Origin of the sequence: Pseudomonas sp. Z3-6, from assembly GCF_051131985.1 — a bacterium.
GTDB classification, from domain to species: domain Bacteria; phylum Pseudomonadota; class Gammaproteobacteria; order Pseudomonadales; family Pseudomonadaceae; genus Aquipseudomonas; species Aquipseudomonas zanjanensis.
In genome coordinates this window covers 233,604-254,740 of the sequence record NZ_CP071644.1, presented here as the reverse complement: position 1 = coordinate 254,740, position 21,137 = coordinate 233,604, and the positions used below count along the sequence as shown (strand labels likewise).

The 21,137-nt window shown below is 61.3% G+C and carries 17 protein-coding genes; 13 read left to right on the top strand and 4 right to left on the bottom strand.

The genetic code is table 11. The features are described 5' to 3' along the window. The first annotated feature begins 32 nt into the window (after positions 1 to 32). The 7 genes from J3P88_RS01070 (at position 33) to J3P88_RS01040 (ending at position 9,068) form a co-directional block, all read left to right on the top strand. Positions 33 to 485, top strand: coding sequence for a type VI secretion system amidase effector protein Tae4 (locus J3P88_RS01070; protein WP_039593611.1), 453 nt, complete (start codon positions 33 to 35; stop codon positions 483 to 485). Next, positions 485 to 910, top strand: coding sequence for a hypothetical protein (locus tag J3P88_RS01065; RefSeq protein WP_434573554.1), 426 nt, complete (start codon positions 485 to 487; stop codon positions 908 to 910). Before J3P88_RS01070 ends, J3P88_RS01065 begins: the two co-directional genes overlap by 1 nt. Then, positions 904 to 1,416 carry a type VI secretion system baseplate subunit TssE gene (tssE, locus tag J3P88_RS01060; protein ID WP_039593609.1) on the top strand — a complete coding sequence of 171 codons (513 nt, stop codon included), beginning with the start codon at positions 904 to 906 and terminating at the stop codon, positions 1,414 to 1,416. Before J3P88_RS01065 ends, tssE begins: the two co-directional genes overlap by 7 nt. After that, positions 1,413 to 3,272 (top strand): type VI secretion system baseplate subunit TssF, encoded by a 1,860-nt coding sequence (gene tssF, locus J3P88_RS01055; RefSeq protein ID WP_434573552.1) that lies wholly within the window; start codon positions 1,413 to 1,415, stop codon positions 3,270 to 3,272. Before tssE ends, tssF begins: the two co-directional genes overlap by 4 nt. Next, positions 3,236 to 4,285, top strand: coding sequence for a type VI secretion system baseplate subunit TssG (gene tssG, locus J3P88_RS01050; RefSeq protein ID WP_186710273.1), 1,050 nt, complete (start codon positions 3,236 to 3,238; stop codon positions 4,283 to 4,285). The genes tssF and tssG overlap by 37 nt, the downstream gene beginning before the upstream one ends. Then, positions 4,278 to 6,968, top strand: coding sequence for a type VI secretion system ATPase TssH (gene tssH, locus J3P88_RS01045; protein WP_434573550.1), 2,691 nt, complete (start codon positions 4,278 to 4,280; stop codon positions 6,966 to 6,968). Before tssG ends, tssH begins: the two co-directional genes overlap by 8 nt. Before the next feature lie 159 nt (positions 6,969 to 7,127). Further along, positions 7,128 to 9,068, top strand: a complete 1,941-nt coding sequence (locus J3P88_RS01040) for a type VI secretion system tip protein VgrG (RefSeq protein WP_434573548.1) — start codon at positions 7,128 to 7,130, stop codon at positions 9,066 to 9,068. Positions 9,069 to 9,235: 167 nt separating this feature from the next. On the opposite strand, the gene J3P88_RS01035 is transcribed toward J3P88_RS01040, so the two are convergent. From J3P88_RS01035 to J3P88_RS01020, 4 genes are all read right to left on the bottom strand, one after another. Further along, positions 9,236 to 9,502: a hypothetical protein gene (locus tag J3P88_RS01035; RefSeq protein WP_434573546.1), complete on the bottom strand. Its 267-nt coding sequence runs from the start codon at positions 9,500 to 9,502 to the stop codon at positions 9,236 to 9,238. 66 nt (positions 9,503 to 9,568) lie between these two features. Beyond that, positions 9,569 to 10,102, bottom strand: a complete 534-nt coding sequence (locus J3P88_RS01030; protein WP_018611734.1) for a hypothetical protein — start codon at positions 10,100 to 10,102, stop codon at positions 9,569 to 9,571. Further along, the gene (locus J3P88_RS01025) at positions 10,099 to 11,394 is read right to left on the bottom strand and encodes a PAAR domain-containing protein (protein ID WP_434573544.1); all 1,296 of its coding nucleotides are present in this window, start codon (positions 11,392 to 11,394) and stop codon (positions 10,099 to 10,101) included. The genes J3P88_RS01030 and J3P88_RS01025 overlap by 4 nt, the downstream gene beginning before the upstream one ends. Before the next feature lie 35 nt (positions 11,395 to 11,429). Then, positions 11,430 to 11,864 carry a DUF1795 domain-containing protein gene (locus J3P88_RS01020; RefSeq protein WP_434573542.1) on the bottom strand — a complete coding sequence of 145 codons (435 nt, stop codon included), beginning with the start codon at positions 11,862 to 11,864 and terminating at the stop codon, positions 11,430 to 11,432. A gap of 248 nt (positions 11,865 to 12,112) precedes the next feature. Between J3P88_RS01020 and tssI the strand changes: the two genes are divergently transcribed. The 6 genes from tssI to J3P88_RS00990 all read left to right on the top strand — a co-directional run bounded on the left by tssI (position 12,113) and on the right by J3P88_RS00990 (position 21,065). Further along, entirely contained in the window at positions 12,113 to 14,044 is a 1,932-nt protein-coding gene (gene tssI, locus J3P88_RS01015) for a type VI secretion system tip protein TssI/VgrG (protein WP_434573540.1), read from the top strand. Between the two features lie 18 nt (positions 14,045 to 14,062). Continuing rightward, positions 14,063 to 14,497 (top strand): DcrB-related protein, encoded by a 435-nt coding sequence (locus tag J3P88_RS01010; protein WP_109752757.1) that lies wholly within the window; start codon positions 14,063 to 14,065, stop codon positions 14,495 to 14,497. 430 nt (positions 14,498 to 14,927) lie between these two features. Then, complete coding sequence (locus J3P88_RS01005) at positions 14,928 to 19,316, top strand: RHS repeat-associated core domain-containing protein (protein WP_434573538.1); 4,389 nt, start codon at positions 14,928 to 14,930, stop codon at positions 19,314 to 19,316. A gap of 14 nt (positions 19,317 to 19,330) precedes the next feature. Further along, entirely contained in the window at positions 19,331 to 19,765 is a 435-nt protein-coding gene (locus tag J3P88_RS01000; protein WP_027912816.1) for a tetratricopeptide repeat protein, read from the top strand. Positions 19,766 to 19,886: 121 nt separating this feature from the next. Continuing rightward, a complete protein-coding gene (locus J3P88_RS00995; RefSeq protein WP_434573536.1) occupies positions 19,887 to 20,504 on the top strand; it encodes a hypothetical protein in 618 nt (205 codons plus the stop codon). 87 nt (positions 20,505 to 20,591) lie between these two features. Next, positions 20,592 to 21,065: an SMI1/KNR4 family protein gene (locus J3P88_RS00990; protein ID WP_434573534.1), complete on the top strand. Its 474-nt coding sequence runs from the start codon at positions 20,592 to 20,594 to the stop codon at positions 21,063 to 21,065. Positions 21,066 to 21,137 lie beyond the last annotated feature (72 nt).

The following is a 21,137-nucleotide window of genomic DNA, read 5'->3' as shown; positions in this document are numbered from 1 at the left end:
AATCCAACCCTTTCCCACGTGGTATCTGAGTCATGGCCAAGCCTTCGTTTGTCAATTTGTGGAAAGCGTATTCCGATCTGCTGGTGGCCCACCCCGACGCAAAACCTTGTGAAGGCCCCTGGGCAAACCAATGCGCCATACGCATGAGCCTGACGCTCAATGCGGAGAAGACCATCAAGGTCAACAAATCCACCTACACCGAACCCAAGTGTGCGCATGAACACGCCAGGGGCGCCGAATCGCTGGCCAATTGGTTGTGGAAACATCATCTCGGACGGCCAACCATCCTGGGCAACAGTGCCGAGGAACGTCGCAAATTGATGGGAAAAACCGGACTGATTTTCTTCAAGGACTGCTTCCAGCAATCAGGGGAGTCCGCAGAAGGCCGTACCGGTGACCATATCGATTTATGGAACCGTGGCCTGACCCAAACCAACGATCTTTTCTACAGATCCAAAGCCGTCTGGTTCTGGGAGCTCGCGTAATGAAAAAGCCCCTGCTCGCCGCAGGCCTGGCCATGAGCCTGGTCAGCCTGAGCGCATGCGCCGAGCATGCCGATACGCTGACGACCAAGGCCGTTTTCGTGGGTCAGTCGCTCAGCCTGGTTGACGACCAAGGCCAATGCACATTGGTCAAGCCCGACCAGAGCCGCATGAAGCTGGACATGGAATGGCCGTGCGGCTTCAGCCTGGATAAACAGCAGAAGCTGCGCGTGGAAATGTTCAATGACATTCCGATATTGGCGGTCTGGCGCAGTGAACACATGCCGGCCCCCAGCCGCGATTGCCTGAGCAAAATGCAGGCTATTCGTCAGATGCCGGCAGGTTTCGAGGCGGGAACGGTCAGCGTCTATGCGGCTTGCGGCTCCGGCGGCGACCAAAAAATGTATGTAGCGCCTTTCACGTGGTAACCGAAATTGCCACCCGCGATCGCCTGCAACCGTCCCTGCTGGACCGGTTGACCGACGACGATCCGACCAACCCCAAGGAAAGCGCCGACAAGCGCGTGCTCTCCCTGACCCAATTGAAGGCCTCGGTGCTGCGTGACCTGGCGTGGCTGCTCAACACCACGTCATTGCTCGACGCCGATGCCACGCTGCATACCCCGGCAGGCACTTCGGTGGTGAATTTCGGGTTGCCGGCGCTGGCCGGCAACAGCGCGTCGAACGTCGATGTCTCGGCCCTGGAAACCTTGATCCACCAGGCCATTGCCACCTTCGAACCGCGGATCCTGCGCCACACCCTGCGAGTGCGGGCCCGGGCGACGGCCGAGATGAACCATAACGCGTTGAGTTTCGAGATCGAAGGCGACCTCTGGGCCCAGCCGGTGCCGCTGCGGCTGATGCTGCAGACCGACCTGGACCTGGAAACCGGCCATGTGCGCGTGGTCAACGCCGACCAGCGGAGACGCCCATGAACCCGCGCCTGCTGGAGCTGTACAACCAGGAACTGCACCATGTGCGCGAAAGCGCGGCGGAGTTCGCCAAGGAATATCCCAAGATCGCCAGTCGGCTGACCTTGGCCGGCATGGACTGCGCCGACCCGTATGTCGAGCGCCTGCTCGAAGGCTTCGCCTACCTGACGGCCCGGGTTCAGCTCAAGCTCGACGCCGAGTACCCGACCTTCACCCACAACCTGCTAGAAATCGCCTACCCGCATTACCTGGCGCCGACGCCGTCGATGACCGTGGTGCAAATGCAGGCCGACCCGGACGAAGGCTCGCTGAGCAGTGGTTTCCCGCTGCCTCGCGACACCGTCCTGCGCGCCGCCCTGGGTCGCGAAACCCAGACCTGCTGTGAGTACCGCACCGCCCACGCGGTGACGTTGTGGCCGTTGCAGGTCAGCCAGGCCGAGTATTTCGGCAATCCGTCCGCCGTGCTCGGGCGCCTGGCCGCCAGTGAACCGAAGGCCAAGGCCGGCCTGCGCCTGACCCTGCGCACCGGCGCCGAACTGCCGTTCAACAGCCTGGCCCTGGACAACCTGCCGCTGTACTTGAGCGGCGCCGATGAGCAGCCTTTCCGCCTCTACGAACAACTGCTGGGCAATGCCTGCGCGGTGTTCGCCCGCAAGCCCGGCGGCGACTGGGTGGAGCGGTTGCCCCAGGATGCGTTGCGCTCGCGCGGCTTCGACGATGCCGACGCCGCCCTGCCCGTGGTGTCGCGGGCCTTCCAGGGCTATCGCCTGTTGCAGGAATACTTCGCCCTGCCCCACCGCTTCCTGTTTGTCGACTTCACCCAGTTGGGCCGTGCGGTCAAGCGCTGCGACGGCCAGGAGCTGGAGCTGATCGTGCTGTTCGACCGTCACGATCCGAGCCTGGAAGGCAGCGTCGGTGCTTCGCAGTTCCTGCCGTTCTGCACCCCGGCCATCAACCTGTTTCCCAAGCGCCTGGACCGCATTCACTTGTCGGAGCGGGTCAACGAACACCACGTGATCGCCGACCGCACCCGGCCGATGGATTTCGAAGTGCATTCCCTGAGTGGCCTGACTGGCCACGGCACCGGGCCGGAGCAACCGTTCCTGCCGTTCTACGCCGTGCGCGATCCGTCCCGTTATGGCCGCGACCAGGCCTACTACACCGTACGGCGCGAACCGCGCGTGCTGTCCAGCGACCAACGACGCAACGGCCCGCGCTCGACCTACATCGGCAGCGAAACCTTCGTCAGCCTGGTGGACAGCCAGCAAGCGCCCTACCGCCATGACCTGCGCCAACTCGGCGTGACCGCGCTGTGCACCAACCGCGACCTGCCGCTGTTCATGAGCGTGGGCAACGGCAAGACTGACTTCACCCTCGCCGACAGTGCCCCGGTGGGCGCCGTGCGCTGCGTGGCCGGACCCAGTCGACCACGGGCCAGCCATGCCCACGACGCCAAGGCCTGGCGGCTGATCAGCCAGTTGTCGCTGAACTACTTGTCGTTGAGCGAACAAGGCCAAGGCGCCGCCGCCCTGCGCGAACTGCTGCGCCTGTACGGCGACAGCAACGACGCGGCCTTGCAATTGCAGATCGAAGGCCTGCGGGAAGTCAGCAGCAAGGCCTGCACCCGGCGCTTGCCGATGCCCGGCCCGATCGTGTTCGGTCGAGGCCTGGAGATCACCCTGGAATTTAATGAAAACGCGTTTCGCGGCACCGGGGTGTTCCTGCTCGGTGCGGTGTTCGAGCGCTTCCTGGCACGCTACGTGTCGATCAACAGTTTTACCGAGACGGTGATCCGTACCACCGAACGCGGCGAGATCATGCGATGGAAAGCCAAGCCCGGACGTCGTCCGACCCTGTGAGTACCCTGGAGGCGATGCACCAGGAACCCTGGGAATACGACTTCTTCCAGGCGTTGCGGCGCATCGAGTGCGAATCCCCCGAGCTGCCGCGCCTGGGCCATTCCCTGCGCCTGGCCGATGACCCGTTGCGCCTCGGGCAACAGGCCGACTGCACCTTCGCCCCGGCCACCCTCGCCTCGGTGCAACCGGGCGGCGACGGTACGCCGGCGCGCCTGGAGCAGTTCTTCTTCGGCCTCGGCGGCCCCAACGGCCCGATGCCGCTGCACATCACCGAATACGTGCGCGAGCGCCAGCGCAACAATGGCGACAGCACCAGCAAGCGCTTTCTCGATGTGTTCCACCATCGCCTGCTCAGCCTGTTCTACCGGGCCTGGGCCGAAGCGCGGCCGACGGTCAGCCACGACCGCCCCAACGATGACTATTGGTCGGCGCGGCTGGCGGCCCTCAGCGGTCGGGGCATGCCGAGCCTGCTCAACCAAGGGCTGATCCCCGACACGGCGAAACTGCACTACAGCGGCCACCTGTCGGCGCAGACCCGCTACCCGGACGGTTTGAAAGCGATCCTCAGCGAGTACTTCGGCCTGCCGGTGGAAATCGAAGAGTACGTCGGCCAATGGCTGGAACTGCCGGAACGCAGCCGCGTCGGTGTCAACGCGCAACTGGGCGTGGACTTCTGCCTGGGCCGCTTCGTGTGGGACCGCCAGCACAAATTCCGCATTCGCCTGGGGCCACTCAAGCTCGTTGACTACATGGGCATGCTGCCCGGCAGCCAACCGTTCAACGAGCTGGTGGCCTGGGTCGCCGAATACCTGGGCCACGAGTTGGATTGGGACCTGAACCTGGTCCTGGAACAGCCCGAAGTGCCCGCACTACAACTCAATGGCCGTTTCCGCCTGGGCTTCAACACCTGGCTGGGACGTCCTGAAAAAGATGCCAACGATTTAATACTGGCCCGGCATTACGCCGAACAGGCCAACACCTCACAGACCTCAAGGAGCCATGAGCATGGGTGAAATCAGTCGCGCCGCGTTGTTCGGCAAACTCAACAGCGTGGCCTACAAAGCCATCGAAGCCGCCACCGTGTTCTGCAAGTTGCGCGGTAACCCTTATGTGGAACTGGCCCACTGGTTTCACCAGTTGCTGCAACTGCAGGACTCGGACCTGCACCGCATCATCCGCCAGTTCAACATCGAGCCGGCGCGCCTGGCCCGCGACCTCACCGAGGCATTGGATCGTTTGCCACGGGGTTCGACGTCGATCACCGACTTGTCCTCCCACGTGGAAGAAGCCGTGGAACGCGGCTGGGTCTATGGCAGCCTGATGTTCGGCGAAAGCCAGGTGCGCACCGGTTACCTGGTGCTGGGCATCCTCAAGACACCAAGCCTGCGCCACGCGCTGCTGGGCCTGTCGTCGGAGTTCGACAAGGTCAAGGTCGAAGCCCTGAGCGAGCGCTTTGACGAATACGTCGGCGACTCGCCGGAAAACGCCCTGACCGCCAGCGACGGGTTCAACGCCGGCGCCGTGCCGGGCGAAGCCAGCGGCGCCATGGCCCCGGCCGCCATGGGCAAGCAGGAGGCCCTCAAGCGCTTTACCGTCGACCTCACCGAGCAGGCCCGCAGCGGCAAGCTCGACCCCATCGTCGGCCGTGACGAAGAGATTCGCCAACTGGTGGACATCCTCATGCGCCGCCGGCAGAACAACCCGATCCTCACCGGTGAAGCCGGCGTGGGCAAGACCGCCGTGGTCGAAGGCTTCGCCCTGCGCATCGTCGCCGGCGACGTGCCACCGGCCCTCAAGGACGTGGAATTGCGCAGCCTCGACGTGGGCCTGTTACAGGCCGGCGCAAGCATGAAAGGCGAGTTCGAACAGCGCCTGCGCCAGGTCATCGAAGACGTCCAGGCCTCGCCCAAGCCGATCATCCTGTTCATCGACGAAGCCCACACCCTGGTGGGTGCCGGTGGCGCCGCCGGCACGGGCGACGCGGCCAACCTGCTCAAGCCGGCGCTGGCCCGCGGCACCTTGCGCACCGTGGCCGCCACGACCTGGGCCGAGTACAAGAAGCACATCGAAAAAGACCCAGCCCTGACCCGCCGCTTCCAAGTGGTGCAAGTGGCCGAGCCGTCGGAAGACAAGGCCTTGCTGATGATGCGCGGCGTGGCCTCGACCATGGAAAAACACCACCAGGTGCAAATCCTCGACGAAGCCCTGGAAGCCTCGGTCAAGCTGTCCCACCGCTACATTCCCGCGCGCCAGTTGCCGGACAAATCCGTGAGCCTGCTGGACACCGCCTGCGCCCGCGTCGCCATCAGCCTGCACGCCGTGCCGGCTGAAGTGGACGACAGCCGTCGGCGTATCGAAGCCCTGGAAACCGAGCTGCAAATCATCGCCCGTGAACAAGCGATTGGCGTGGTCATCGGCACTCGCCAGACCCACAGCGAAAGCCTGCTGAGCGCCGAGCGCGAGCGCCTGGCCGAGCTGGAAAGCCGCTGGGCCGAAGAGAAAACCCTGGTGGACGAACTGCTGGAAACCCGCGCGACCCTGCGCGAACGCGTCGGCGTGGTGGACAGCGAAGACAACAGCGAAGCTTTTGACAACGAAAGCCACCAACTGCGCGAGAAACTGGTGGACCTGCAACAGCGCCTGACCGCCCTGCAAGGCGAAACCCCGTTGATCCTGCCGACCGTGGATTACCAGGCCGTGGCCTCGGTGGTCGCCGACTGGACCGGTATCCCCGTGGGCCGCATGGCCCGCAACGAACTGGAAACCGTGCTCAACCTCGACCAGCACCTGAAAAAACGCATCATCGGCCAGGACCATGCCTTGCAGATGATCGCCAAGCGCATCCAGACCTCCCGCGCCGGCCTCGACAACCCGAGCAAGCCGATTGGCGTGTTCATGCTTGCCGGCACCTCCGGCGTGGGCAAGACCGAAACCGCCCTGGCCCTGGCTGAAGCCATGTACGGCGGTGAGCAGAACGTCATCACCATCAACATGAGCGAGTTCCAGGAAGCCCACACCGTGTCCACCCTCAAGGGCGCGCCACCGGGCTACATCGGCTACGGCGAAGGCGGTGTGCTGACCGAAGCCGTGCGGCGCAAACCGTACAGCGTGGTGCTGCTGGACGAGGTGGAAAAAGCCCACCCGGACGTGCATGAGATCTTCTTCCAGGTGTTCGACAAAGGCGTGATGGAGGACGGCGAAGGCCGGGTGATCGACTTCAAGAACACCTTGATCCTGCTGACCACCAACGCCGGCACCGAGCTGATCGCCCAGGTCTGCAAGGACCCACAGAACGTGCCCGAGCCGGAAGAGATCGCCAAGGCGTTGCGCCAGCCGCTGCTGGAGATTTTCCCGCCGGCCTTGCTCGGCCGCCTGGTGACGATCCCGTACTACCCGCTCAGCGATGAGATGCTCAAGGCCATCACCCGCCTGCAACTCAACCGCATCAAGAAGCGCGTGGAAAGCACCCACAAAGTCGCCTTCGACTACGACGATGCGGTGATCGATTTGATCGTCTCGCGTTGCACCGAAACCGAAAGCGGCGGGCGCATGATCGACACCATCCTGACCAACAGCCTGCTGCCGGACATGAGCCGCGAGTTCCTGACCCGCATGCTCGAAGGCAAGGCCCTGGCCGGCGTGCGGATCAGCGCCGTGGACAACGAACTGAAGTACGATTTCAGCGACGCGGCTTGACTGTTAGGAACACCTCTATCCCCTGTGGGAGCGGGCTTGCTCGCGAATGCAATCTGTCAGCGACATTGATGTTGGCTGACACACCGCTTTCGCGAGCAAGCCCGCTCCCACATTGGGGGATTGCGCTCCTTTAGCTATTCAACCTGCACGAGACCCTCGATGTTATTCAACCAAGCCACCCGCCTGGCCAAGATCACCAGCCCCCTCGGGCCCGAGGTTCTGCTGCTCAAGGACATGGGCGGCGGCGAAGAGCTGGGGCGGCTGTTCAACTACGAGTTGCAGTTGCATTCGCTGAACAACGCCATCGACCTCAACCAATTGCTCGGCAAGCCCATGTGCGTGAGCCTGCAGCTCGATGGCGGTGGCGAGCGCTACTTCCATGGCATCGTCGCCCGTTGCAGCCAGAACGTCGACCAGGGCCAGTTCGCCAGCTACCAGGCCACCTTGCGCCCGTGGCTGTGGCTGCTGACCCGCACCTCCGATTGCCGGATTTTCCAGAACCTGACCATCCCGCAGATCATCAAGCAGGTGTTCCGCGACCTGGGCTTTTCCGATTTCGAAGACGCCTTGAGCCGGCCTTATCGCGAGTGGGAATACTGCGTCCAGTATCGCGAGACCAGTTTTGATTTCGTCAGCCGCTTGATGGAACAGGAAGGCATTTACTACTTCTTCCGCCATGAGCAGGGCCGTCATGTACTGGTGATGGCCGACGCTTATGGCGCCCACGCCCCTGCACCCGGCTATGCATCGGTGCCCTACTACCCGAAGAATGAGCAGCAGCGCGAGCGCGATCATATTCATGATTGGCACCTGGCCCAGGAAGTCCAACCGGGTTCGTTGGAGCTCAACGACTACGACTTCCAGCGCCCGAGTGCACACATTGATGTGCGTGCGGCCATGCCGCGCCCGCATACCGCTGGCGACTATCCGCTCTACGACTACCCCGGCACCTACGTGCAAAGCGCCGACGGCGAACACTACGCCCGCACCCGCATCGAGGCCTTGCAGACCCTGCACGAGCAAGTCGAGTTGTCGGGCAACGCCCGGGGCCTGGGTTCGGGGCATTTGTTCAGCCTCACCGGCTTCAGCCGCCAGGACCAGAACCGCGAGTACCTGATCGTCGGCGCTCGCTATTACCTCTCCCAGGAAAGCGGCGAGACCGGTGGCGGCGCGCCTTCAGCACAATTCGAAAGCAGCCTGACCTGCATCAATGCCCAGCAAAGCTATCGCCCCTTGGCGATTACCCATCGCCCGATCGTCAAGGGCCCGCAGACTGCGTTGGTGGTCGGGCCCAAGGGCGAGGAAATCTGGACCGATCAGTTCGGCCGGGTGAAGGTGCATTTCTATTGGGACCGTCACGACCAATCCAATGAAAACAGCTCGTGCTGGATTCGGGTGTCGCAGGCATGGGCCGGCAAGAATTGGGGCTCGGTGCAGATACCGCGCATTGGTCAGGAAGTGATCGTGAGCTTCCTTGAAGGCGACCCCGACCGGCCCATCGTCACCGGTCGCGTGTACAACGCCGAACAAACCGTGCCCTATGCGCTGCCCGCCAATGCCACCCAGAGCGGCACCAAGAGCCGTTCGAGCAAGGGCGGCACGCCGGCGAATTTCAACGAAATCCGCATGGAAGACAAGAAAGGCGCCGAGCAGTTGTACATCCATGCCGAGCGCAACCAGGACATCGTGGTCGAGGTAGATGAGAGCCATTCGGTAGGCCACGACCGCAATAAAAGCATCGGCCACAACGAAACCGTACGCATTGGCCAAGACCGACTGCGGGCCGTGCAGCGCAACGATGCCTTGGTCGTCGGCGGCACCAAGAGCGATAGCATCAGCACCCAATATCTCGTGGAAGCGGGCTCGCAGATTCGACTGGTGTGTGGCAAAAGCGTGCTGGAGTTCAATGCCAGTGGCGAGATCAACATCTCGGGCACCGCCTTCAACATCTACGCCAGTGGCAATGGCAACATCGACACCGGCGGCCGTTTGGACCTCAACTCCGGAGGCGCCAGCGAAGTGGATGCCAAGGGCAAGGGCATCAAGGGTGTTATCGATGCGGCAGTGAAGGCGTTGTTCCCAACAAGGGCCAAACACTGATGTTCACCACCGGAGCAACCCCTGGCTGCAACGCTGCTCACTTAAGTAAACGATGATCCCGTGGCGAGGGAGCTTGCTCCCGCTGGGCTGCGAAGCAGCCCCCCTTTGTGAGTGCTTCGCACTCAAGCGGGAGCAAGCTCCCTCGCCACAGAGTCTATCTTCAAATTTCACTCGTTCGTAAGCCGATACTGACCGGGCTGCGTCCACGCGACTCGCAAGTACTTGCCGCTCAGCAGTTGCTCGTCACGAAGATATTTGAACACTTCGGAGGGGCACCATTCCTTGCCCGCCGAAAAGGCCACGCCCAATGAACGGAGCTCATCGAAGACCTTAGCCTTCTGCTTGTCGTCCGCGACGCGCAAAAGGTAGATAGCTTGTTCTGTCGCATTCGAAAACCCGAGGGCACCCAGGGGAGAGTCCAGTGTGTTATCCATGATTCGAACTCGAATCGAGTCACCGTCGGCTCTTTCCACGTAGGCTTTCAGCACATCATTCATCACTCAGAGATTGGCCGGCACAAAGTCAGGGCCGCCCAGCTTGTCCCGGACAACCAGGGCGGTGCGCATCAGTGGCCCCCACAAGCCGTTCTGGCTGTTCCAGGTGCCGCCCGCCCACCGCGTGTCCTGAACAAGCTCAGCCTTGTTGAGCTCAAGCTGCCGCTGGAGGGCCAGCGCCACGGCCCCCATATCGACCTCGAACAGGTCGGCATAAAGCCCCTCGGGCTGCGCCTGCTTTTTGCTCAGGCAAAACCGGTAGTACCAGACCCACACCGCAGCGACATAAATCGCCCGATTACGATCCGGGTAAGTCGCGAGAATCTTGAGCAAAGCCGCCACGAAACGCCCAGGAAACTGAGGGTCACGCGTCTGTTGCCAGTAACGCAGCACCAGCAAATCGAAGGCCGCGACGATGTTCTGCGGTTCTTCGTTATCGTTCTGGGCTTCTTGGAAGTAGAACGGCTCGCCGACAAGGAATTTATCCAGCTCATCATTGGCCAGGGCCAACAGCAATACGTTATCTAGGGTGGCACTCATTGGATTCTCACTACATCCGGGTTCGCGAGCAGGAAATTGATGTCGTTATTGTGTGGGATGGCCACCTTATCCAATACCGCTTCACGCATACCGCCGGGATGGGTCAGGCCGCCAGGGCGCCATAACGGGTTCGCTCCGCGCTCGTTACCGGAGGGCATGACAACCTTGGGATTTTCCAGGTTCATCATGTAGATCTCCTTGCCGGTGAAGCTGCCCGGTTCATAACCCAAAGCGGTCTCCAGAATGGAAAGATCACCGGTTTTCTTAAACTCGGCGACCACACCGTGCAGGTCTGACTTGGCCATGACGTACTTAGTGTCGCTAAAGGTTCCATACATGGGGTTGGCAATGTCATCGGGGGTAAACAGAAACGCACCGCCTTCATCCTGAAAGACTTTGAGATGCTTGTCGATATAGGAGGCCTCAAGGTAATCGGCAGGATTGGGCCGGCTCAACTTGGGTATCGCAGCGATATCCTCTGACGTGTAGCCCGGTTTGAAGCTCACCGAGCGCGGTTTGGGCGCCGTACCGATTTTTGCCATTTTCGGGCCCAGGCCCAAAAGCGCCATTCCCGCGACGCCCTGCAGCAGGTCCCGGTAACCCGGCCCCAAGCGATCCCCCAAATCCCCTAGCAACGCCATGCCAGCCATCATCGTGCCGCCGATCACCACAAAACCGACTAAAGCGGCAACGCCGGCCATGGCCGCGAGAATCGCCGCGCCCCCCATGGCCAGCATCCCCAACGCTTCCAACCCCGTGTGCATCCACCCTTCAAGATCCAGGACAAACGCCACCGACACCGTCGGCCCACCGATGAAGGTATTCGGGCTGCCGGTCTTGATATGAGCGCCACAGACCATTTTGCTGTGCAGGCGCGCCGCCGGCTTGCCGTTGATGAACACCGTGGCGCTGCCTTCGGCGATCAACACCGGGAAGGGCCAGATCGGGTGGTTCATCGGCAGCCCGGTGCAGGACGACGAAACGTCTTCGCCCGCCCGCATGGCATTGCGATCGTTGATGTAGACGTTGAAGCTGCCCATGATCAACGCCCCCGTGGTGGGCTCGGGCAGGTTGAAGATGGTGGAAAGGCCTTTGACGATCTGGAACATCGACAAGCCGCCGGCGGCAATCGAGCCGGCCATGATCGCCAGGGCCACTCCACCCGTGGCCACCGTCGCGGCAACGACCGCGGCGCCGATCAAGGCGCCGGCCACGGCTCCGGCGACCATCGCGGCCAACCCGAACCCGTGGGCTATTTCATCACCCAGACGTGCTGCAGCCTGTGCATCCATGATGTGTATGAGTACTCAGTGGGACGTGTCGATGCTCAGGCAATCGGAGGCTGTGGCTTGAACGAATGCATCGCCAGCTTCCAGGCCGGCTCGTGATAAGGGAAATCGTTCGGTGTAGTGGTCAAGGTGGTGATCAGCACCGCCGGCTTACGCTCGATGAACACCTGGCGCAGCATCAGTTCACGCCCCTCCCGTTGCCAGGTGTAATCCAGCAACGTGGTGGTGAGCCCCTGCAACACCGTGTCCCAGCGCTGCACCAGCTTGAAGCCCGGCAGTTGCTGCTCGGCGCTTTTGAGCTGGCGGTCCACGTACTCGGCAAAGGGCGCGTCGCCCTGGGTGGCATCGCGGCTGATCACGAAACTGGCTTCTTTAGCGGGACCGACGGCCGGCAGCTTGAAAATATTGATGCTCTGGTCCTGCCAGGCATCGGGGATTTCGAGATCGGCTTCTTGAATGCGGTAAGAGGTCACAGTAATCGCTTTCCATGGACGTGAGGTGACGCGCGAAGGAGCAGATATTCAAGTAATGCCTGGGAACAATCAAGAACCGGGTTCCTCTGCCCCGCGTAACAAACTACATTATGCGATCAGCGTCACTACTCTGGCGTTTACATGCCTGTGCACACGCTGTCGAAAGGCGCGCTCTCTTGATCTTGAACATCAAAAGCCGGCAATCTTGCGCAGCGTCAAATGGACTGCGGCCGCGATAAGGACTACCGATGCTATTCAACCAAGCCACACGCCTGGCCAAGGTCACCAGCCCCCTCGGACCCGAGGTTCTGCTGCTCAAGGACATGGGCGGCGGCGAAGAGCTGGGGCGGCTGTTCAACTACGAGTTGCAGTTGCACTCGCTGGACAACGCCATCGACCTCAACCAGTTGCTCGGCAAGCCCATGTGCGTGAGCCTGCAGCTCGATGGCGGTGGCGAGCGCTACTTCCATGGCATCGTCGCCCGTTGCAGCCAGAACGTCGACCAGGGCCAGTTCGCCAGCTACCAGGCCACCTTGCGCCCGTGGCTTTGGCTGCTGACCCGCACCTCCGATTGCCGGATTTTCCAGAACCTGACCATCCCGCAGATCATCAAGCAGGTGTTCCGCGACCTGGGTTTTTCCGATTTCGAAGATGCCTTGAGCCACCCCTATCGGGAGTGGGAATACTGCGTGCAGTACCGCGAGACCAGTTTTGATTTCGTCAGCCGGCTGATGGAGCAGGAAGGGATCTACTATTTCTTCCGTCACGAGCAGGGCCGTCACGTGTTGGTGCTGGCCGATGCCTATGGCGCCCACACCACGGCACCCGGCTACGGTTCGGTGCCCTACTACCCCAAGAATGAGCAACAGCGCGAGCGCGATCATATTCATGATTGGCACTTGGCCCAGGAAGTCCAACCGGGTTCGCTGGAACTCAACGACTACGACTTCCAACGCCCCAGCGCGCGCATCGACGTGCGCTCGGCCATGCCCCGTCCGCACACCGCCGGCGACTATCCGCTCTACGACTATCCCGGCACCTATGTGCAAAGCGAGGACGGCGAACACTACGCCCGCACCCGCATCGAGGCCTTGCAGACCCTGCACGAGCAAGTCGAACTGGCGGGCAATGCCCGGGGCCTGGGCTCGGGGCATCTGTTCAGCCTCACGGGTTTTAGCCGCCAGGACCAGAACCGCGAGTACCTGATCGTCGGCGCTCGCTATTACCTCTCCCAGGAAAGCGGCGAGACCGGTAGCGGCGCGCCAACCGCGCAGTTCGAAAGCAGCCTGACCTGCATCGACGCCCAGCAGAGTTATCGTCCGCTGGCGATTACTCACCGCCCCATCGTCAAAGGCCCGCAAACCGCGTTGGTAGTCGGCCCCAAGGGCGAGGAAATCTGGACCGATCAGTTCGGCCGGGTGAAGGTGCATTTCTATTGGGACCGTCACGACCAGTCCAACGAGAACAGCTCGTGCTGGATTCGGGTGTCGCAATCCTGGGCCGGGAAAAACTGGGGCTCGATGCAAATTCCGCGCATCGGCCAGGAAGTCATCGTGAGCTTTCTCGAGGGTGATCCAGACCGCCCGATCATCACCGGCCGCGTCTACAACGCCGAACAGACCGTGCCCTACGACCTGCCAGATAACGCGACCCAGAGCGGCATGAAAAGCCGTTCGAGCAAGGGCGGCACACCGGCGAATTTCAACGAAATCCGCATGGAAGACAAGAAAGGCGCCGAGCAGTTGTACATCCATGCCGAGCGCAACCAGGACATCGTGGTCGAGGTGGACGAGAGCCATTCGGTGGGCCATGACCGCAACAAAAGCATCGGCCACAACGAAACGGTGACCATCGGCAACAACCGCCTGCGCATCGTCAAGCAGGAGGACATCCTCTCGGTGGGCCAGCGCAAGACCGACAGCATCAGCCAGAGCTACGTCATCGAAGTGGGCGAGAACCTGCGCCTGGTGTGCGGGGAAAGCATCCTGGAGCTTAACGCCAGCGGCCAGATCAACCTGACCGGCGTGCAGATCAGCTTCTACGCCAGCGGCGATGCCGAGTTCAACACCGGCGGCGTGCTGCACCTGAACAACGGTGGCGGCCCGGGCGCCACGCCGGACGGCCAGGGCGTCAAAGGCAGTATCGATGCCAACATCAGCGCCGCGTTCCCCAAGGGCTAACTTCGAGATTCAAGCGCCATGACTTACCGCCTCAACGAATTCCAGCTCCAACTGCCGCCAAGCGAGTTGCTGGACGCGACGATCAATATCCTCAAGTTTCCTGAACTGGGTACTTCCCTGATCGTCAGCCGCAGCTTGCTGGCCGAAGGCGAGACCCTGCAAAGCAACCTCGACGACCAACTCAAGCGCCTGGAAAAACAGGTCCAGCAACTGCGCTGCCAGCCGGGCGCCACCGTGCGCGTGGGCGCCAACCAGGAAGTCGAAGCCATCGAATTGCGCAGCCAGTTCAACAAAGGCAATGAAAAGGTTTTCCAGTATCAGCTCGCACTGGTACTGCCCGGCACCCGCAAGATGCTGGCCCTGAGTTACGTGAAAGCCGAGAAACTGGGCGATGCCGAAGCGGCGCATTGGGCGACGATCAAGGGTTCGCTGGTGTTCGATACCCCGGCCTGACGACCATCCCCGTGGGAGCGAGCCTGCTCGCGATTGCGATGGGTCAGCTATATGGGTGCCGGATGTACCGACGCCTTCGCGAGCAAGCCCGCTCCCACAGGGGATTAGCGGCGGCCAGGGAATTCGAACTCACCCCGGATCAAATGTGGGAGCGGGCTTGCTCGCGAAAGCAGTGGGTCAGACGCTGATGAGGTTGACTGATCAGGCCCCATCGCGAGCAGGCTCGCTCCCACAGGGGATTGACGGTGGTTGGGAAGTTGAAGATGGAACAAAAGCACCCGCTCTGTAATCGCCTCAAACCAAAGCGGATCAAGCGCCAGAAATGGCATCAATCAGCATGACGTCACCCACAAGGACACCGGCGCAATGGAAGGCATCAAATTGCTTGAACACACACTCCACAGCCACCCTGTCCACCTGAGCGACTTGCATGTCTGACGCGCTCTGGGCCGCCCGCCTGGGCGATGCACTCAACCATACCTCGATGATGGCCGACATCCTCGGCGGCGTCCTGGAAGTGGCGGCGAACATCGCGATCACCGCCCTGGCGACCGCCGCCGTGGTCGCGGCCACGGGCATCACCGTGGTCACCGGCGGCCTGGGCTGCTTCGTCCTGGGCCTGGTGGTGGGCACCATTGTCGGCCTGGCCATGAGCAAGACCGGGGCCGACAAAGGCCTGAGCAATATATGCGAGGGCATCGGCAACGCCCTCTTTCCGCCCACGGTGCAGGCCAACATCCTCACCGGCTCCAAAGATACCTTTACCAACAACATCCCCTCGGCCCGCGCCGCCGGCGCTGTTGTGTCCCACGTCGCGCCGGCCGGCACCGAACTGGACATGCCCGAGCCGGAAGAAGAAGCCGAAGCCAGTTACCTGGACATGGCCGGGGAATTCTTTTCGCAGATGTGGCGCCCCACCGTCGCCTCGCCGGCCCCCGGTACGGAGACCCGGCCAGAAGACCTGGTGATCTGCACCAAGCACCCACCGATGCCACCGCAGTTCATGGCCGAAGGCTCGGAAAAGGTCACCATCAACGGCCAGCCCGCCGTGCGCAGTGGCGACCGCAGCACCTGCGATGCGACGGTGGTGTCGGCCGGGCTGATCTCGCCCAACGTGACCATCGGCGGCGGTTCGGTGGTGGTACGCGAGATTCGCAGCGGCAAGACCCCGGGCGTCGGCCTGGCAGTCACCGCGCTGCTGATGCTCAAGGGCGGCAAGGGCAAGTTCTTCAGCAAACTGCCGTGCATGCTGGTGGGCGGCGCGGTGTCCATGGCCGCCAGCAGCGCGGCGAACGCAGCGGCCAATGCGGCCATGGGTTCGTCGAACCCGGTGCATGCCGCCACCGGGGCCAAAGTGCTGGGCGGTGACGAGGAGCTGGATTTCGTCTTGCCCGGCATCCTGCCCATCGACTGGCAACGCGTGTACAACAGCCGCGACGAACGCCGGGATACCTTGTTCGGCGCCGGCTGGAGCGTGGCCTACGAAGTCCAAGTAGAGATCCTGCCCCACCCCGACGGCGGCGAAACCCTGGTCTACACCGACGAACAAGGCCGGCCCATCGACATGGGCTCCATTCCCTTGGGCGGCGCGGTGTTCAGCGCCGGCGAAGGCCTGGCCGTGCGCCGCCATGTGGATGGGCCATTGCTGATCGAAAGCGAAGACGGCCTGTACCGTCTGTTCGAACCTTCGCCCGCCAACCCTTCGCACCTGCGCCTGAGCCAACTGGGTGACCGCAACGACAACCGCATCCACCTCGACTACGACGAGGCCGGACGCCTGGTGCGGCTGCGCGACACCTTCGACCTGGTGCAAGTCGAGCTGATTCGCGAAGGCGAACGCGTCACCCACATCGAGCGCCTCTACCCCGACCAATCCCGCGAAGTGCTGGTCAGCTACGCCTACGACGCGGCGAACACCCTCGCCGAAGTGCGCGATGCCACCGGCCAGGTCCAACGGCGCTTCCGCTACGACGCCGGGCAAAGGATGGTCGAGCACCAGTTGCCCAGCGGCCTGCACTGCTCCTACGAATGGGCCCTGATCGACGACCAGGAATGGCGCGTGGTCCGGCACTGGACCGACGAAGGCGACGCCTACCAATTCGACTATGACCTTGCCGCTGGCATCACCCATATCATCGACAGCCTGCAACGGGTCAGCATTCGGCACTGGAACAGCCAGCACCAGATCACCCGGTTCAGCGACAACCTCGGCCAGACGTGGTTGTTCGAGTGGAACGATGAGCGCCAGATGCTCAGTGCTACCGATCCGCAGGGCGGTCAGTATCAATTCAACTACGACGACGCCGGCAACCTGATCAGCGAAACCGACCCGTTGGGCCGCAGCGAATCTACCCTATGGCTCGAACATTGGGCCCTGCCGCTGGCGGACACCAACGCCGCCGGCCACAGCTGGAAATACCGCTACGATCAGCGCGGCAACTGCACAGCGGAAACCGACCCGCTGGGCCACATCACCCGCTACCGCTACGACGCCCACGGCCAGGTCGTGGAAATCATCGACGCCACCGGCAAAAGCAAAAAGCTGCGCTGGAACCCGTTCGGCCAACTGGTGGAACACGTCGATTGCTCGGGTTACCCGACGCGCTTCAGCTACGACGCGCGCGGTTACCTGCACACCATCACCGACGCCCTCGGCGAACGCACCCAATTCAGCTACGACGCCCAAGGCCGGCTGCTCGGCAGCCAATTGCCGGACGGCCGCACCGAGCATTACCAGCGCGACACCGCCGGCCAACTCATCAGCTACACCGACCCGGCCGGGCATACCACGCTCTACCAGCACAACCGCCGCGGTCAGGTCCGCCAACGCACCGACGCCCAGGGCCGGCAGGTGCAGTTCGCCTACGACAGCTTCGGCCGGCTGCAAGCGCTGACCAACGAGAATGGCGAGAGCTACCGGTTTGCCTGGGATATCGGCGATCGGTTGATCGAACAACACGACCTGGATGGCAGCGCCAAGCGCTACGACTACGACCGCCTCGACAACGTCGCGGCAGTAACGGCGATGCCTGCGCCATACGGCACGGGCCTGGCGATTATTACCGAAGCACCGCCGGCGCCCATCGTCCATCGCCTGGAACGCGACGCCGTGGGCCGGTTGATCGCTAAAGTCACCGACGATGGCCGCACTGAATACAGTTACGACCCGCTGGACCAACTCACCGCCGTCACCTTCACCGACCTGCAGGGCAACGCGCAAACCCTGAGCTTCGCCTACGACGCCCTCGGCCAGTTGCTCGCCGAAAACAGCGCCGGCGGCAGCCTGCAACACCACTACGACGAACTCGGCAACCTGATCCAGACCCAACTGCCCGATGGCCGCTGGGTCAACCGCCTGTACTACGGCAGTGGTCATCTGCACCAGATCAATCTCGACGGCCAGGTCATCAGCGACTTCGAACGCGACCGCCTGCACCGCGAAGTGCTGCGCACCCAAGGGCAGATCAGCACCCGCAGCGAATACGACCGCAGCGGCCGCCTGCGCACGCGACAACGCCGCCACAGTAGCCAACCCTCGCTGTTGCCGGCGGCGGTGCAAAAACACTTCGAGTACGACCCCGCCGATAACCTCATCGGCAAACTCGACCAGCAACCCGCCGCGCAACAGCGCCAGCTCCTGCACTATGACGCCACCGGCCGCATCATCGCCAGCCAGGACAGCCTGCACGGCCAGCGCGAAACCTTCACCTACGACGCCGCCGCCAACCTGCTGGACGGCCCGGCCCCCGGCGCCGGATTGGTGGTGCACAACAAACTGCTGACCTACCAGGACAAGCGCTACCGCTACGACGCCTTTGGCCGGATGATCGAAAAACGCAGCGCCAAACGTGGCGTGCAGCACTTCGCCTACGACGCCGAAAGCCGCTTGATTGAAGTGCGCAACGACAACGGCAGCGTGGTGAAAATGGCCTACGACCCGCTGGGCCGGCGCATCGCCAAGGCCGAGCACGACAACAATGGTTACCCGCTGGGGGAAACCCGCTTCACCTGGGACGGCATGCGTCTGTTGCAGGAACACCGCCACCAGCAAACCAGCCTGTACCTCTACGAAGACGACGGCTACGAACCCCTGGCCCGCGTCGACGGCAGCGGCCCGCTGCAAAAGATCCGCTACTACCACAACGACCTCAACGGCCTGCCGGAACAACTCACCGAAGCCGACGGACACAACGTTTGGCTGGCGACGTATCGGGTGTGGGGCAACACGCTGGAAGAGGTGCGCGAGCCGTATTACATCGAAGAGCAGAATTTGCGGTTCCAGGGGCAGTACCTGGACCGGGAAACCGGGCTGCATTTCAATACGTTCAGGTTTTATGATCCGGATGTGGGGCGGTTTACTACGCCGGATCCGATTGGGTTGAACGGTGGTCTGAATTTTTACGCCTACAGTCCCAACCCCTTTGGATGGATCGATCCATTGGGTCTATCTTGTCGCCTGAACTCTGTAGGCAGAACCCCTGGGAAGAGCAGCCGTACCGGCAAAGCGGTGATCGCGCGGATGAGAGCCGAAGGTAAAATAATCGGCACCGGGAAAAACATGAGATTCCAGAGCACCGACAAGAAATGGTATTCCATTAAAGACGCCGACATGGCTCATAAAACGGATGCCGTTAAATACTGGAACTCCAAAGGCGGTTTCCATGGGGCTAAAACCAAAGAAGTGAGGGGATGGATGCGCGACCCTGACAATTATGAGCTGGAATATTATTCCCATAACCGCTCCAAAGGCGCGCTCCTGACGGATCGATATAGGGACCCCGGCGATTTTATTGGCCCCGCAGAAAAGCCCATTTACTAGTAAAGGAACGTCATATGAAAGACTTGGCAGATGAAAGCCCGACGCTGGCAGACGAAGTAATGCGCATCATGGCGTCGGGTAATGAACTCGATGAGCAAAACAAAAAAAATGAAGCTCAAGCCCTGTACCAAAAAGCTTGGGAATTGCTTCCTGAACCGAAGCTGGAATGGACACCTTTGTCAGCCTGGGTCACAGGTTCTTTTTTCAACCTGCATTTTGACAATGGGGATTTCGAGGCTGCTAAAGACTGGGCACAAAAGACCTTGGATGGCCGGGAATCGGATATCGATACAGGGCCGCTGATTAACCTGGGAATGGTCTATTTTGAGCTGGGAGACCACGCGCAGGCTTATAGGTACTTTGATGACGCCTACAGCTTCGGCAAAGCTCGAGCCTTTCAAGAAAGACCCAAAAAATATCTGAAGTTTTACTTGGAAAAAAAGGCCTGACCAAAGCATGGCTCTAGAGCCCTCGGTTTCTAGCCCGGACAAGCTTTGACATTTATATGCCGATCGAGCCAACGGATGAGCATGAAGTGATTGCCCCACGAGACTCGCTCAGGTCTACGTCATGAGTGTGGAAATTCGCAAGCACCTAGAAGCGGAGTTACTGGCGGCGCTGAAGCAAACAACGTCACCCCACTTGGACCTGAAGGCCAGCAAAAACAAACTTGACCTGCTCGCTGCCAAGGAAAAGCTTGGGGAAATCTACGTTCAACACTTGACCAAGGCCGACGGCTATTACGCGGGGTTGGAGATCTATACCTGCGAGGCTTTCAGCTTCTGCAAAGAGCAATCCCCGCCCTACGAAAGCCGGCTGTTGAACGCATCGTTTTTGTCGAAGAGTTCCTTGTCGGAGGAAGCAAAGCAATTCGGTGACGAGCTGGGCGGCATCATCAGAACCCCGTCCTCTCAAGCCATCAGCGCAACCGTCAAAAAAATAAGCGAACGGCTCGAAAAATTTTTCCTGCCCAAGGCAGAGCACAGCGTTCTTGGCTCGCCCGCATTAATCGATGACGTGTTGGCCGAGCCGGATAACTATGCGTTTCCATTCCTGACGATTGTCTTTGCAGCGCACAAAAACAATCTGAGCCTGGATTCGGATGTGCTCAAGAAAGCCCTGGCTACTAAATCGATATTTGGGAATAAGCAGTTCGACTTGGCGTTAGCGAAAAACCTACTTGAGTGAAAATGCTTAATAGCTATAGGAGAAGTCGAGCGGAATGTTGGCAGAGCCTCTTCAGCAACGCATCCCTACCCATACTCGGAGATCGCTGTGCTTGAAAACGCATTCTCAGGTGGCGAAGCAGCCCTTACGCCAGCGGACCTGGATTATCTGGAGTCCGTCATCGGCAAGAAGCTACCGGCTCCCTTTCGAAACCATTACCTCAAGTACAACGGCGGCATGCCGGAACGAGCTTATTGGGTCAGCGAAGACTTTTTCGATCCCATCGAAGTGGCTACCTTCAAGTCGATCGCTCATGGTGAATCCACGGTGTTGTCCACCTACCAGTTGATGCTGAAGAAACAGGTACTTCCTGCACACCTCTTACCTTTCGCAAATGACTGGGGTGGCAACTTCTTTTGCCTGAACCTTGATACCGAAGCCGTTAGCTATTTCACGACTGATAGCTTCGATAGCGACCTCAGCCCTGAAGAGAATCAGGCTCAATCCGAAAAGCTGGTCTGCTCGAATTTCCTCCGCTTCGTTCAAGGGCTGATCGATGAGGAAGATTTGGACGAGGAATAAACCAGCGAACGCCACAGGGTTTGATCTGAAACGCCAGCAAAGGTCGAGGAGCACGGGCGGGCCGGTGCTCGT